The sequence below is a fragment of the Actinacidiphila acidipaludis genome (genome assembly GCF_019890725.1).
Taxonomy (GTDB): Bacteria; Actinomycetota; Actinomycetes; order Streptomycetales; family Streptomycetaceae; genus Actinacidiphila; species Actinacidiphila acidipaludis.
In genome coordinates this window covers 82,180-96,117 of record NZ_JAINZZ010000016.1, presented here as the reverse complement: position 1 = coordinate 96,117, position 13,938 = coordinate 82,180, and the positions used below count along the sequence as shown (strand labels likewise).

The window sequence follows — 13,938 nt, the reverse complement described above, 5'->3', positions numbered from 1 at the left end:
GCTGGGAGGGCATCGAGTCCTGACCGGCGTCAGCCGGGGGTGCCGTATCCGCCGCCGCCCGGCGTCTCGACCACCAGGACGTCCCCGGCGCCGAGGTCGGCGCTGTCGCTGGCCCGGAGCGGCCGCACCGTGCCGTCCGCGCGCTCCACCCGCGCCGAGCCGAGCGCGCCCGGGGAACCGCCGGCCATGCCGTACGGCGGCACCCGCCGGTGACCGGCGAGCGTGCTGACCGTCATCGGCTCCAGGAAGCGGATGCGGCGCACCGCGCCGTCGCCGCCGCGCCGGCGGCCCGCACCGCCGCTGCCGTGCCGCACCGCGAACTCCTCGACGCGCACCGGGTGCCGCCACTCCAGGACCTCGGGGTCGGTCAGCCGGGAGTTCGTCATGTGGGTCTGCACCACCGGGGCCCCGTCGAAGTCCGGTCCGGCCCCCGAGCCGGACGCCACCGTCTCGTAGTACTGGTGGCGATCGTTGCCGAACGACACGTTGTTCATCGTCCCGGAGCCCTCCGCCTGCACGCCCATCGCCCCGTACAGCGCGCCGACCACCGCCTGCGAGGTCTCGACGTTGCCCGCGACGACGGCGGCCGGCGGGCGCGGGTTGAGCATCGAGCCCTCGGGCACCACGATGCGCAGCGGCCGCAGGCTGCCGTCGTTGAGCGGGATGTCGTCGTCCACCAGCGTCCGGAAGACGTACAGCACGGCGGCCGTCGTCACCGAGGCGGGGGCGTTGTAGTTGGTGCCGAGCTGCGGGGAGCTGCCGGTGAAGTCGAGGGTGGCGCTGCGGCGCGCGCGGTCCACGGTGACGGCGACCGCGATCGTCGCGCCGGAGTCCGTCTCGTAGCGGTACGCGCCGTCGTGGAGCGCGTCGATCACCCGGCGCACGGCCTCCTCGGCGTTGTCCTGCACGTGCCGCATGTACGCCTGGACCACGTCGAGGCCGAAGTGCCCGATCATCCGGCCGACTTCGTCGACGCCCTTGCGGTTGGCGGCGATCTGGGCCCGCAGGTCGGCGAGGTTGGTCTCCGGGTTCCGGGAGGGGTGGGGACCGGAGGTGAGCAGCCGCCGGGTCTCCTCCTCGCGGAACCGGCCGTGTTCGACCAGCGGCCAGTTGTCGAAGAGCACGCCCTCCTCCTCGATGCGGCGGCTGGCGGCCGGCATCGAGCCGGGGCTGAGGCCGCCGATCTCCGCGTGGTGGCCGCGGGAGGCGACGAAGAACAGGATCGCCGGGTCCGGGTCGCCGCCTCCGGTGCCGCCGGGTCCTGGCGATCCGAACACCGGGGTGATGACGGTGATGTCGGGCAGATGGGTGCCGCCGTGGTAGGGGTCGTTGACCGCGTAGCTGTCGCCGGGCGCCATCGTCCCCGCCCGCCGGCGGATCACCTCCTTCACCGCCGTGCCCATCGACCCCAGATGGACCGGGATGTGCGGGGCGTTGGCGACGAGGTTCCCTTCGGGGTCGAAGAGGGCGCAGGAGAAGTCCAGCCGCTCCTTGATGTTGACGGACTGGGCGGTCGACTCCAGCCGGGCGCCCATCTGTTCGGCGATCGACATGAAGAGGTTGTTGAAGATCTCCAGCATCACCGGGTCGGCCTCGGTGCCGACCGCGCTGTCCTCCGGCGCCGCCACCCGCCGCATCAGCAGATGCCCGCCGGGTTCCGCGCCGGCCTGCCAGCCGGGGTCGACCACGGTGGTCGCGTTGGCCTCGGTGATGACGGCGGGACCGGTCACGGAGGTGCCGGGCCGCAGCGCCTCGCGCCGCCACAGCGGCACCTGACGCCGGCGGCCGCCGGTGAACATCGTGCCCGTCCCGTCCGGGGACACCTGCGCGGCGCCTCCGGACCCGGCAGCCCGCACGCCGGGGCCGCCGGTACCGCCGGCCCCGGCGTCGGCGAACTCCCCCCCGGCTTCCGTGAGTTCGGGCTGCTCGGTGACGCCGACCGCCTCGGCCGACAGCGCCTCGACGACGATCGGGCGGTCCATCACGAACGAGTAGCGGGCCCGGTGCGCCGACGCGAAGGCGTCCCTCATCGCCTCGGCCCCGTCCAGCGCGACGGAGACCGTGGTGTCCGTGCCCTCGTACCGCAGGTGGGCGCTGGTGGTGCAGCGGACGGTCCCGGGCGGCACACCCTCGTCCAGCAGTTCGGCGCGCGCCGCGGACTCCACCTGCCCGGCGACCTCGCGGATCCGCGGCATCGCCGCCGGCTCCAGCACGGCCTCCACGGACTGCTCCCGCATCGCGGTGGTGTCGGCGAGCCCCATGCCCAGGGCGGACAGCACCCCGGCCATCGGCGGCACCAGGACGGTACGGACGCCCAGCGAGTCGGCGACCGCGCACGCGTGCTGGCCGCCGGCGCCGCCGAAGGTGGTCAGCGCGTACCGGGTGATGTCGTGGCCCTTCTGCACGGAGATGCGCTTGACGGCGTTCGCGATGCCGACCACGGCGATCCGCAGGAAGCCCTCGGCGACCTCCTCGGGCGACCGCTCGTCCCCGGTGGCCTCGCGGATGCGCTCCGCGAGCCGGGCGAACTGCTCGCGTACCGTCCCGGCGTCCAGCGGCCGGTCCCCGTCCGGGCCGAACACCGCGGGGAACCGGGAGGGTTGGATGCGGCCGAGCATCACGTTCGCGTCGGTGACGGTGAGCGGGCCGCCGGCGCCGTAGCAGGCGGGGCCCGGATCGGCGCCGGCGGAGCCGGGTCCGACCCGGTAACGGCTGCCGTCGAAGTGCAGGACCGAGCCGCCGCCGGCGGCGACCGTGTGGATCTCCAGCATCGGCGCCCGCAGCCGCACCCCGGCGACCTGGGTGTCGAAGACCCGCTCGTAGGCCCCGGCGTAGTGCGAGACGTCGGTGGACGTGCCGCCCATGTCGAAGCCGATCACCCGCTCGAAGCCTGCCGCCCGCGAGACGCGGGCCATGCCGACGATGCCGCCGGCCGGCCCGGACAGCACGGCGTCCTTGCCACGGAAGTGTCCGGCCTCGGCCAGGCCGCCGTTGGACTGCATGAACATCAGCCGGACGCCGCGCACCTGGTCGGCGACCTGGCGCACATAGCGGCGCAGCACCGGCGAGAGGTACGCGTCGACGACGGCGGTGTCGCCCCGCGGCACGACCTTCATCAGCGGGCTGACCTCGCTGGACAGCGACACCTGGGTGAACCCGAGGCGTTCGGCCAGTTCGCCGGCGGCCCGCTCGTGCGCGGGGTGCAGATGGCTGTGCAGCAGCACCACCGCGAGCGCGCGCAGACCGTCGTCGTACGCGGCCCGCAGCTCGGCCTCCAGGCGGTGCAGATCGGGCGCCCGCAGCACCGTCCCGTCGGCCGCCGTCCGCTCGTCGACCTCGATCACCCGCTCGTAGAGCTGCTCGGGCAGCACGATCTCGCGGTCGAAGATCCGCGGCCGGTTCTGGTAGCCGATGCGCAGGGCGTCACGGAAGCCGCGGGTGACGAGCAGGGCGACGGGTTCGCCCGTGCGTTCCAGCAGCGCGTTGGTGGCCACGGTGGTGCCCATGCGCACGGCCTCGACACGATCGGCGGGCACCGGCTCGTCCTCGCTCAGGCCGAGCAGCTGCCGGATGCCCGCCACCGCGGCGTCGCGGTAGCGGGCGGGGTTGTCGGAGAGCAGCTTGTGCGTCACCAGGCGCCCGTCGGGCCGGCGGGCGACCACGTCGGTGAAGGTGCCGCCGCGATCGACCCAGAACTGCCACCGCCGGCCCGTCATGGGCTCAGTATCCGGCCGCCCCGGGACCGGGGCAAACCCTCACATCCGTCACCGGCTGGTGCTGGGCTGTGCCGCGTCGCCGGTGGGCTCGGCGGGCACCGCCGCCGGGGTGTGCGCCCGGCGGCCCGGGATGGCCAGGGTGGTCAGCGCGGCCAGCAGGGCGCCGCCGCCGGCGATGACGAAGCCGGTGCGGAAGGCGTTCTGGGTGGGGATGGCGACCGGGCCCATCCGGGTCGTCATGTGGGCCAGCACCACCCCGGTCACCGCGCTCGACGTGGAGGTGCCGATGGAGCGCATCAGGGTGTTCAGCCCGTTGGCCGCGGCCGTGTCGGCCACCGGGACGGCGCCCATGATGAGCGCGGGCATGGCGGCGTAGGCGAGGCCGATCCCGGCGCTGATGACGGCGGCGAAGGCCAGGACGCCCCAGGTGCTGCCCATCAGCGCGAGCGCCAGAGCGTAGCCGGCGCTGATCACCAGGGCGCCGGCGAACAGCGAGGTCCTCGGTCCGCGGGCGGCCGACAGCCGGGCGCCGAGCGGCGACACCGCCATCATCGCCAGGCCGGAGGGCACCAGCAGCAGACCGGTCTGGGTCATGGACTGGCCCAGACCGTAGCCGGTGGCCTTCGGCAGCTCCAGCAGCTGCGGAGCGATCAGCGACATGGCGTACATCGAGAACCCGATGACGACGGAGGCCAGGTTGGTCATGAGCACCTGCCGGCGCGCGGTGGTCCGCAGGTCCACCAGCGGCGAGGCGATGCGCAGCTCCCACCGTCCCCAGACGGCGAGCACCACCGCGGCGGCGGCGAAGAGCAGCAGCGTGCGGGAGTCCGCCCAGCCCCAGTCGCCGCCCTTGGAGATCGGCAGCAGCAGGCAGACCAGACCCGCGCCGAGACCGACGGCGCCGACGGAGTCGAACCGCCCGGTCGCGGTGGGCGCCGGGGCGGGGACGAAGAGGAGCAGCAGCACGGTGACGAGCGCGCCGACGCCGGCCGAGCACCAGAACAGCACGTGCCAGTCGGCGTGCTGGGCGATGACCGCGGCCAGCGGCAGGCCGAAGGCACCGCCGACGCCGAGCGAGGAACTCATCAGCGCCACCGCCGAGCCGAGCTTCTGCGGGGGCAGCACGTCGCGCATGATGCTGATGCCGAGCGGGATCACCCCGGCCCCGACGCCCTGCAGCGTGCGGCCGATCACCATCGGCGCGAGCGAGCTGGTCAGTGCGCACACCAGCGAGCCCACGACCAGCAGCAGCGTGCTGGCGACCAGCACATGGCGCTTGCCGTAGAGGTCGCCGAGGCGCCCGGCGACCGGGGTGGCCACGGCCGCGGCGAGCAGGGTCGCCGTGATGACCCAGGAGGCGTTGGCGGCGTCGGTGTGCAGCAGGTGGGGGAGGTCCGGGATCAGCGGGATGACGAGCGTCTGCATCAGGGAGACGGTGATGCCGGCGCCGGCCAGCACGCCGACCACGGCCCCGCTGTGCGCCGGGGCTGCCGCAGTGGTCACAAGGTGCTCCAGTCAGGCGTGGGTTCGGTTGACGGCCCGCGAAGAAATATGGGCCATACATATGATGTGCAGGATACACATCACCAGGGCCGGCGGTACGGTGGTGGCTGATGAGCGACACGCACGAACACCAGGCGGCACGGCCGGAGATCGCCGGGCTGGAGCAGGAACTGATGCTGGTGGGACGGCACAGCGCGCTGCGGAGCCCGCACGGCGCGGCACCCGGGCCCGAGGCCCGTCTCGACCGCTCCGCGTACATCCTGCTCAGCCGGATCGAGATCGACGGCCCGCTGTCCATCGGGCAACTCGCGGACGCCTTCGGCCTGGACACCTCGACCGTCAACCGGCAGACGGCCGCCATGCTCCGCGGCGGCCTCGCCGAGCGCATCGCCGACCCGGACGGCGGCATGGCCCGCAAGCTGCGGATCACCCCGGAGGGTGAACGCCGGATGCACGCCTACCGGGCGTGGGTCGTCACCGGGCTCGCGGACCTGCTCGACGACTGGACCGAGCAGGACGTGACGGCGTTCGGCGGCTACCTCGCCCGGTTCAACGAGGCCATCGAGCGCAAGGAGGGCCGTCCCTGGCCCCGGACGGGCGGCTGACGCCGCCCGCGAGCTCTTCCCGGCGGCCCGGCGGGGCGGCGCGCCCGGAGCCCGCCCGGATCCGCCGGGTGGCGGGCTCCGGCGCGGGCACCGGATACTGACGGCACGGCCGGCCCGCCCGCACGCACCGCCCCGACGTGGAGGCACGCACTCATGTCCGTCCAGCTCAACGACCCCGCCGTCGCCGCCTTCGTCGCCGCCGTCAACGCCGGTGACAAGGACGCCTTCTTCGCCACGCTGACCGACGACGCCACGATGTCGGACGACGGTTCCGAGCGCGACCTGGCCGCGTGGACCGAGAAGGAGATCTTCTCCGCGGCCGGCCGCATGGAGGTCGACCGCGTGAGCCCCGACGGCCACACCCTGGAGGTCACCTACACCAACTCCACCTGGGGTGCCATGCACACCAGGTGGACCTTCACCGTCCGCGACGGCAAGGTGAGCCGGTTCGAGACCGGCCAGGCCTGACCGTCCGGACCGGCGGAGCGGCGTCGCCGCTGTTGTCGGGCCCTCCGGGTAGCTTGGCGGCACAGGATGGCGGCGCCGGCGCCCGTACCGGCGGACGAGGAGGTTCCGGTCGTGTCCCGAGTGCGAGTCCACAACTTCGCCGTCTCCCTGGACGGTTACGGCACCGGTGAGGGCCAGACCCTGGAGGCGCCGTTCGGGCACGCGGGCCAGCGGCTGCACGGCTGGTTCTTCGGGACGGGGGCGTTCCGCGAGATGCAGGGCAAGTCCGGGGGCGAGGCGGGCGCCGACGACGCGTTCGCCCGCCGGTGGGAGCCGGGCATCGGCGCGGAGATCATGGGCCGCAACAAGTTCGGCCCCCAGCGCGGCCCGTGGCAGGACGAGGAGTGGAAGGGCTGGTGGGGCGACAACCCGCCGTTCCACACCCCGGTGTTCGTGCTCACCCACCACCCGCGCCCGTCCCTGGAGATGGAGGGCGGCACCACCTTCCACTTCATCGACGCGACGCCGCAGGAGGCGCTGCGCCAGGCCCGGGAGGCGGCCGGCGGCCTCGACGTGCGGATCGGCGGCGGCCCGGAGACGGTCCGCCAGTTCCTGGCCGCGGACCTGGTCGACCATCTGCACGTCGTCCTCGTGCCCATCGTGCTCGGCCGCGGCGAGCGGCTGTGGGACGGCCTGGAGGAGCTCGAGAGCCGCTTCCCGACGGTCGAGTCGGTGACGACGCCGAGCGGCGTCACCCACCTCACGTTCACCCGGCCCTGAGCCGGACCGGACCAAGGATCCCGTCCGCCGCACCGCTCCCCGGGTCTCCCTCCGCTGCCGGAAATCGCGTTGAGCACGCGGCGGGCACCACCGACACTGGCCCGATGCTCTCGGACGCCGACGCCGCCGCCCTGTACGACACCTTCAACCCCTGGGACCCGGAGGCGAATCCGGGCGACCGCTTCTGCCACGAACGCGTCATGGCCGCGGACAGCGTGCTGGACGTCGGCTGCGGCACCGGCGCGATGCTGCACCGGGCCCGCGCCGACGGCCACCGCGGACGGCTGGTCGGGCTGGACCCGGACACCGCCGCCCTGGACCGCGCCCGGCGGCGCGCCGACATCACGTGGATCGAGGCAAGGGCGGCCGGGGCGGCCGCCGCCGGCGGGGACTTCGCACTGGCGACGATGACGGGCCACGCCTTCCAGTTCCTCGTGGACGACGACGAGTTGCGGGCGTCGCTGGCGGCCGTCCGGGACGTGCCGCGGGACGGCGGCAGGTTCGTCTTCGAGACCCGCCACCCGCAGGCCCGCGCCTGGGAGGACTGGAATCCGTCCCACGCGTCCGACGCCCTCGACGGCGCGGGCCGGCCCGTGAGGGTGTGGCACGAGGTCGACTCGGTGCGGGACGGCGTCGTCGCCTTCCACGGCACGACGGCCGCGGCCGACGGCTCGGTGCTGCGCGTCGAACACACCCGGCTGCGCTTCCTGGAGACCGGGCAGCTCGACACCTTCCTCGCCGAGGCCGGCCTGACCGTCGAGGCCCGCTACGGCGACTGGCACCACGGCCCCCTGAGGGACACCAGCCGGGAGATCGTCACCGTCGCCCGGCGGTAGTCACCCGCCGCCGGCCGTCCGGCACGCGCGGCGCTCCGGACGCCGGGCGGCGCCGGCCGGGGTCACCTCGGCGCGGGCCGCGGTGCCACGCAGGCACGTTCGCCGCCCGGCTCGGGCGACAGGGGCAGCGGGACGCATGGCCAGGCCACGGCGAAGGCGGGGGTTCGGCTGCCGGCCGCCAGCAGGTAGGCGGCGGCCTCGCGCCGGGCCAGGGCGGCGAGGCCGGCGGCGTCGACGCTGCGGTCCGGACCGCCGGTCTGCCGCGAGGCGCATCCGCTGTAGTAGGCGATGGGCACGGCGTTGTCACCGGAGAGCACGCACGGCGGCCGCACGCCGTGCGAGTGCAGCCGCGCCGCCACCGCCGCGTACTTCCCGCTCAGCACGCGGTTGTTGCGGGTCACCCCGTGCAGGACACCGAGCTGGACGGCCAGATGACCGCACAGCGCCAGCGCCACCAGCGCGGTCGGCAGCGGACGCCACCGTCCGCCCGGTGCCATGACCAGCCACCGCAGGCACTCCGCTACCGGCAGCGCGAGCAACGCGTACGCGGGCAGCAGGAAGCGCGGCGCCGCGTACCCGACGGTCAGCAGATAGGGCGCCGCCACGAACACCGCGGTGACGGCGGGCACCACGACGGCCGCCCGGCGGCCGCGGGGCGCCACTGCCGCGCCCGCCGCGGCGGCGAACGGCAGCAGCAGCCACCAGGCCGCCGTGACCCGGTGCCGCCACGGCACGTCGCACGGCCGGCACAGGGTGCGGCCGTCCAGCGCCCGCAGCTGGTCACCGAACGCGACGTGCCAGCCGAGGCCGCCCTGGATCGCGCTCGCCCGGTGCAGCCGCTCGGACAGCCCGCCGTAGCTCGCGTACGCCTCCACCACCCACTCCGCGCAGCCCAGCACCAGCCCCGCGGCCAGCGCGGCGAACACCGGGACCCGCCACCCGCGCGCCAGGACGGCGGCCGCGCACCCGAGCCCCGCCGCCAGCCACACCGCGTCGGGCGGCCGCATCAGCCCCGCCACCGCGACTCCCGCGGCCAGCCCGGCGAGCGCGAACCCCGCTGCGCGACCCAGCCCCCCGAACCCGAGCCCCGCCGCCACCCGCCCCGGATGCCCCGTCCCCGGTACGGCGCCCGGCACCCCCGGCAGGAACCCGGGCCCCGCGGCCTCCGCGGCGGCACCCCGCGCCGGGCCACCGAGCCCCGGCTCCCCGGCCGCCGGCCCCGGCGCTTCCCGTCCGGACTCGGCGTCCCCGTACTCCGTCTCCGGACCGGAACCCCGCACACCACCTCCAGGCCACCGCCGCTCCCCCGCGACGCGTCCCGGCCCCGGCGCCCGCCCCCGCGTGGCGAACCCCATCAGGCACCCCGTGGCGCCGAGGGCGCCGTACGCGCTCCAGAGGTTGGGCATGACCTGCGGGCCGTAGAAGAGGGTGATCCACAGACCGGCGAAGAGGCCGGCGGCGAGCGCCAGGACGCGCGGCGGCAGCAGCCGGCGCCAGGGCCAGAAGGCCGCGAACAGCCCGGCACCGGAGAGCAGGGCCATCCAGAGCCGCAGCACCGCGGTGGACGCGGTCAGCGCGGCGACCGGCGCGGCGAGGAAGGTGACGCCCCGGGCCCGGGGCGCGCTGAAGAACGCGGCCGGGACGTGCCCGCTGACCTGGCTGGTGTAGACGGTCTCGTCCCAGCCGAGCCCCGACCCCCGTACGGTCAGGGCCAGTTGGGCCGCGACGAAGACGGCGCACACCGCCGCCACCGGCCAGGGCGCCGCGAGTGCGAGGACGGCACCACGGCGCCGGACCGGGCGCGCCGGGGCGGACAGCCGATCGGTCATCGTCGGCCTCGTTGCGTCATCGTCGGCTTCCGCTCCGGTTCAGGCGAGTTGGTTGACGGCTGCGGTGAACAGGGCGGGGAAGCGCGCGGCGGCCGGCACGATGCGCGGCGCCAGCCCCGGCCGGCCGCGAGCCCACAACAGCGCGCCGGTCAGGGCGCGGTGGCGGCGGGACGCCCGGCGCCAGGCCTCGCCGTAGTCCTCGGGACGGTCGTCCCGGACACACCGCACGAGATGGGCCGCCGCGGCCAGCGCGGTCGAGATACCCTCGCCGGTGAGCGCGTCGATGTAGCCGGCGGCGTCACCGACCAGCAGGGTGCGGCCGGACACCGGGGTGCGCACCCGCTGGCGCAGCGGTCCCGCACCGCGCGTCGCGGTCGCCGCGGCGGCCGGCAGCCGGGCGGCCAGGCGCGGGAACCGGGCGAGCTGGGCCTCGTAGGGCGCCCGGTCCGCGGTGAGCACGGCGACCCCGACCAGCCCGGGGCCGACCGGTGTCACGTACGCCTCGGCGTTCGCGGACCAGTGCACCTCGACGCAGTCCGACCACGGCGCGACGGCGAAGTGGCGGCGCAGCCCGTAGCGCCGGCCGCCGGTGCCGGGTGGCAGGTCGAGGCCCAGGCTGCGCCGGATCGGCGAGTGCAGGCCGTCGGCCGCGGCGAGGTAGCGGGCGGTGATGCCCGCGGCGGTGACGCTGCCCCGGTCCTGCCGCAGGGTGCGGCCGTCGACCCGCAACGGCAGGACGGGCACGCCGAGTTCGGCGGCCCGGCGGGCCAGCGCCTCGTGCAGGGCGGTGCGCCGCAGGCCCAGCCCGGTGCCGTCCCGGAAGTGCGCCTCGGCCTCCATCTGTCCGTCGAGATAGCGGATGCCGCGGAAGGGACGGCCCTCGACGGTGATCCCGAGGGTGGCCAGCGCCCGGACGCCGCCAGGCATCACGCCCTCTCCGCACGCCTTGTCGACCGGACCGCGGCGCGGCTCGGCGACGACCACGTCGAGCCCGGACCGTGCGGCGTGGATCGCGGTGGCGAGTCCGGCGGGCCCGCCGCCGGCCACCAGCAGGTCGATCACGGCGCGACGGCCGCCGCCGCGGCCCGGGGTGCGGCGCTCGTGTCCAGCGCCGCGTTCTCGCAGCGCAGCCGTACCGCGAGCAGCGGCAGGTTGACGGCCGCGAAGCCGATCGCGGTGATCCACGCGCCGTGCACGAGCGGCAGGGCGGCGCCCTCGACGACGACCGCGACGTAGTTGGGGTGGCGCATCAGCCGGTACGGCCCGGCGGTGACCAGCGGCAGCCCGGGCACGACGATCACCCGGGTGTTCCAGCGCGGTCCGAGGGTGGTGATGCACCACCAGCGCAGGGCCTGGGCGGCGAGCACCAGGACGGCCATGGTCCAGCCCAGCGCCGGCGCGAACGGCCGCCCCGAGGCGTACGCCTCGGCGAGGCAGCCGGCCAGCAGACCGGTGTGCAGGACGACCATCACCGGGTAGTGGCCGCGCCCGTACTCCACGCCGCCGCGGCGCGCGCTCCACGCGGCGTTGCGCCGGGCGACGGCGAGTTCGGCCAGCCGTTCGGCGGCGACCAGCAGGACGAGGACGGTGTACGCGGTCATACGGGCCTACCAGCGGAGCAGGACGAGTTCGGTGCAGAAGCCCGGACCCATCGCGAGCAGCAGCCCGGTGGATCCGGGCAGCGGCGGGGCCAGGTCGAGGGTGTCGCGCAGGATGTGCAGCACGGACGCGGACGAGAGGTTGCCGACCTCGGCGAGCGAACGCCACGTCAGCTCCAGCGCGCGGGCCGGGAGGTCGAGCGACTCGCGGACCGCGTCCAGCACCTTGGGGCCGCCGGGGTGGCAGATCCAGGCGGCGACGTCCTGCGGCTTCAGGTCGTGGTCGGCCAGGAACGCCCGGACCTCGGGGCCGAGGTGGCGCCGTACCAGGTCGGGCAGGTCGGCGCCGAGGACGATACGGAAGCCGCCGTCGCCGATGTCCCAGCCGAGCAGGTGCTCGGTGCCGGGGTAGAGGTGGCTGCGGGTGGCGACGACCGCCGGTGCCAGGTCCTGTGCGCCGGCCGCCGGGTGCCGGGGTCCGACGGCCACGAGTGCGGCCGCGCCGTCGCCGAACAGCGAACCGGCCACCAGGTTGGCGGCCGAGGCGTCGTGCCGCTGCAGCGTCAGCGAGCACAGTTCGACCGACAGCAGCAGCGCGACGCCGTCGGGCCGGCCGGCGAGATAGTCGTGCAGGCGCGCGATGCCCGCCGCCCCGGCCACGCAGCCGAGCCCGAAGATCGGCACCCGGACGACGTCCGGCCGCAGGCCCAGCCGGCCCGCGAGCCGCGCCTCGATGGAGGGGGCGGCGATGCCGGTGACCGAGGTGGAGACCACCAGGTCGACGTCGCCCGGGCGCAGGCCCGCCTCGTCCAGGGCGCCGCGCACCGCCTGTTCGCCCAGTTCCAGGGCGGTGGTGATGAAGCTGTCGTTGGCCTCACCGAAGCCGCTCAGGGCGGCGTAGCGCTCCAGGGGCAGGGCGAGTCCGCGGGTCCTGACCCCCGCGGTGCCGGAGAGCCGGTTGCGGACGCCGCGCTCGCCCGCGGACTCCGTCCCCATCGTCGCGAGGGCGTCCGCGATCTCGTGCTGCTCGTACCGGTGCGGTGGCAGCACTCCGTGCACACCGGCAATTCGCGTCATTCGCGCAGTATATGAAGAGTTGCGACGGATACCCGGGTCATCCGGTTCCGCCGCCCGTCGTGGCGGCCGGTCGCGGATCCGGCGGCGGCCTACGATCGATCCGTGCCGAGCGCCGGAACGGAAGCCGCGGACGCCGGGGACGGCCTGGACACCGGGGACGGCCTGGAGCCCGGGCACACCGGGGACGCCCGCCGGGCGCAACCGCCCGGTGCCGCGGCCGCGGCCGGGCTGCCCGGGCTGGTCGCCGGGCTGGTGCGCGCGTGCCACCCCGAGCCGGTCGTCGCCGTGACCGCGCTGATCACCGCGCTGGCCGCCGCCTCGGGGCGGAGCCCGGGCGGCTGTCTGCTCGTCGCCTGCGCGGTGTTCACCGGGCAGTTGTCGGTGGGGTGGAGCAACGACCGGGTGGACGCGCGCCGGGACAGGGCCGCCGGGCGGCAGGACAAGCCGCTGGTGTCGGGGGCGGTCGGCGCCGGGACGGTCGCGGCGGCCGCGGTGGGCGCGCTCGCGCTGTGCGTGCCGCTGTCCGTGGCGAACGGCGTGTCCGCCGGGGCCGCGCATCTGGCCGGTGTCGCGGCTGCCTGGGGCTACAACCTGGGCGTCAAGCGCACGGTGCTGTCCTGGCTCCCCTACGCCGTCGGCTTCGGACTGCTCCCGGCCTTCGTCACGCTGGGCCTGCCCGGGCGGCCCTGGCCGCCCGGGTGGTCCGTGGCGGCCGGTGCGCTGCTGGGCGTCGGCGCGCACGTCACCAATGTGCTGCCGGACATCGACGCCGATCTGGCCGCCGGGGTGCGGGGGCTGCCCCAGCGCCTGGGCCGCCGCCGGTCGCGGGCACTGGCGCCGGTGCCGCTCTTCGCGGCCTGCGCGGTGCTGGTGTTCGGGCCGCCGGGCCCGGCCGGCGTCGCGGGCTGGGCGGCGCTGGCCGTGACGGGTGCGCTGGCGGTCGTCACGGCCGTGCCGGCGGGCGCGGGCTCGTCGAGCCGTCTGCCGTTCCTCGCCACGCTGGTGACGGCGGCGACCGCGGTCGCGCTGCTGGTCCTGCACGGCGGCTCCCTGGTCAGGAGACCGTGAGCGTCCCCTTCATGAAGGGGTGGATGGTGCAGATGTAGGGGTAACTCCCGGCCGTCCTGGGCGCGGTGAAGACCACGGTGTGCCCGGGGGCGATGGTGCCGGTGTCGAACGGCTTGGATCCGGTCGCCGTCACGGTGTGCGCGGTGCTGTCGGCGTTGACGACGGTCACCGGTGCGCCGGGCTTCACGGTCAGCGCGGCGGGGTGGAACGCGAAATTCTGGATCGTCAGCCGCCCGGGCGCGTTGGACGCCGGTGCGGAGCCGGACGGTGTGGCGCCGGTGGTGCTGCTCGATCCACCACCGGACGATCTCGAACAGCCCGTCAGCGCCAGCAGCAGGCCGACGGCGCTCACGACGGCCGCCACGCGCGTCCCCCGGCGCCCGGCCGCCCGCTTGCCGGTTGTCATCCGCCGCACCCCGTCTCCACGTCCGGGCCCATGCCGACGGCCCCATCGTCCGGCGCCCCCTGCCCCGGCACCG

At 75.5% G+C, this 13,938-nt stretch carries 12 protein-coding genes; 5 read left to right on the top strand and 7 right to left on the bottom strand.

The features are described 5' to 3' along the window. Window positions 1-29: 29 nt before the first annotated feature. Both K7862_RS15650 and K7862_RS15645 read right to left on the bottom strand, forming a co-directional pair. The gene (locus K7862_RS15650; RefSeq protein WP_222963196.1) at window positions 30-3,716 is read right to left on the bottom strand and encodes a hydantoinase B/oxoprolinase family protein; all 3,687 of its coding nucleotides are present in this window, start codon (window positions 3,714-3,716) and stop codon (window positions 30-32) included. 48 nt (window positions 3,717-3,764) lie between these two features. Beyond that, window positions 3,765-5,141: an MFS transporter gene (locus K7862_RS15645; protein WP_222963235.1), complete on the bottom strand. Its 1,377-nt coding sequence runs from the start codon at window positions 5,139-5,141 to the stop codon at window positions 3,765-3,767. A 188-nt stretch (window positions 5,142-5,329) separates the two neighbouring features. Here K7862_RS15645 and K7862_RS15640 point away from each other — a divergent pair, with 188 nt between their 5' ends. The 4 genes from K7862_RS15640 (at window position 5,330) to K7862_RS15625 (ending at window position 7,887) form a co-directional block, all read left to right on the top strand. Then, a complete protein-coding gene (locus tag K7862_RS15640) occupies window positions 5,330-5,824 on the top strand; it encodes a MarR family winged helix-turn-helix transcriptional regulator (RefSeq protein WP_222963195.1) in 495 nt (164 codons plus the stop codon). A 153-nt stretch (window positions 5,825-5,977) separates the two neighbouring features. Then, window positions 5,978-6,292, top strand: a complete 315-nt coding sequence (locus K7862_RS15635) for a nuclear transport factor 2 family protein (protein ID WP_222963194.1) — start codon at window positions 5,978-5,980, stop codon at window positions 6,290-6,292. Window positions 6,293-6,403: 111 nt separating this feature from the next. Continuing rightward, on the top strand, window positions 6,404-7,051 hold the full coding sequence (locus K7862_RS15630; RefSeq protein WP_222963193.1) for a dihydrofolate reductase family protein: 648 nt from the start codon (window positions 6,404-6,406) through the stop codon (window positions 7,049-7,051). Between the two features lie 104 nt (window positions 7,052-7,155). Beyond that, entirely contained in the window at window positions 7,156-7,887 is a 732-nt protein-coding gene (locus tag K7862_RS15625) for a methyltransferase domain-containing protein (RefSeq protein ID WP_222963192.1), read from the top strand. Window positions 7,888-7,949: 62 nt separating this feature from the next. On the opposite strand, the gene K7862_RS15620 is transcribed toward K7862_RS15625, so the two are convergent. The 4 genes from K7862_RS15620 to K7862_RS15605 are packed head-to-tail and all read right to left on the bottom strand — an operon-like array spanning window position 7,950 to window position 12,391. Further along, complete coding sequence (locus K7862_RS15620) at window positions 7,950-9,716, bottom strand: hypothetical protein (protein ID WP_222963191.1); 1,767 nt, start codon at window positions 9,714-9,716, stop codon at window positions 7,950-7,952. A gap of 39 nt (window positions 9,717-9,755) precedes the next feature. Beyond that, a complete protein-coding gene (locus K7862_RS15615; protein ID WP_222963190.1) occupies window positions 9,756-10,778 on the bottom strand; it encodes an NAD(P)/FAD-dependent oxidoreductase in 1,023 nt (340 codons plus the stop codon). Next, on the bottom strand, window positions 10,775-11,317 hold the full coding sequence (locus K7862_RS15610; RefSeq protein WP_222963189.1) for an isoprenylcysteine carboxyl methyltransferase family protein: 543 nt from the start codon (window positions 11,315-11,317) through the stop codon (window positions 10,775-10,777). The genes K7862_RS15615 and K7862_RS15610 overlap by 4 nt, the downstream gene beginning before the upstream one ends. A 6-nt stretch (window positions 11,318-11,323) precedes the next feature. Further along, on the bottom strand, window positions 11,324-12,391 hold the full coding sequence (locus tag K7862_RS15605; RefSeq protein WP_222963188.1) for a type III polyketide synthase: 1,068 nt from the start codon (window positions 12,389-12,391) through the stop codon (window positions 11,324-11,326). A gap of 102 nt (window positions 12,392-12,493) precedes the next feature. Here K7862_RS15605 and K7862_RS15600 point away from each other — a divergent pair, with 102 nt between their 5' ends. Beyond that, window positions 12,494-13,459: a UbiA family prenyltransferase gene (locus K7862_RS15600; protein WP_308012006.1), complete on the top strand. Its 966-nt coding sequence runs from the start codon at window positions 12,494-12,496 to the stop codon at window positions 13,457-13,459. Here the strand turns inward: K7862_RS15600 and K7862_RS15595 are convergent. Then, on the bottom strand, window positions 13,446-13,865 hold the full coding sequence (locus tag K7862_RS15595; protein ID WP_222963187.1) for a cupredoxin domain-containing protein: 420 nt from the start codon (window positions 13,863-13,865) through the stop codon (window positions 13,446-13,448). The genes K7862_RS15600 and K7862_RS15595 overlap by 14 nt on opposite strands. Between the last annotated feature and the right edge of the window lie 73 nt (window positions 13,866-13,938).

Coding starts and splice junctions, on each gene's coding strand:
- K7862_RS15650 (WP_222963196.1), bottom strand. CDS start 3,716: ATGACGGGCCGGCGGTGGCAGTTCTGGGTCGATCGCGGCGGCACCTTC.
- K7862_RS15645 (WP_222963235.1), bottom strand. CDS start 5,141: ATGCAGACGCTCGTCATCCCGCTGATCCCGGACCTCCCCCACCTGCTG.
- K7862_RS15640 (WP_222963195.1), top strand. CDS start 5,330: ATGAGCGACACGCACGAACACCAGGCGGCACGGCCGGAGATCGCCGGG.
- K7862_RS15635 (WP_222963194.1), top strand. CDS start 5,978: ATGTCCGTCCAGCTCAACGACCCCGCCGTCGCCGCCTTCGTCGCCGCC.
- K7862_RS15625 (WP_222963192.1), top strand. CDS start 7,156: ATGCTCTCGGACGCCGACGCCGCCGCCCTGTACGACACCTTCAACCCC.
- K7862_RS15620 (WP_222963191.1), bottom strand. CDS start 9,716: ATGACCGATCGGCTGTCCGCCCCGGCGCGCCCGGTCCGGCGCCGTGGT.
- K7862_RS15610 (WP_222963189.1), bottom strand. CDS start 11,317: ATGACCGCGTACACCGTCCTCGTCCTGCTGGTCGCCGCCGAACGGCTG.
- K7862_RS15605 (WP_222963188.1), bottom strand. CDS start 12,391: ATGACGCGAATTGCCGGTGTGCACGGAGTGCTGCCACCGCACCGGTAC.
- K7862_RS15595 (WP_222963187.1), bottom strand. CDS start 13,865: ATGACAACCGGCAAGCGGGCGGCCGGGCGCCGGGGGACGCGCGTGGCG.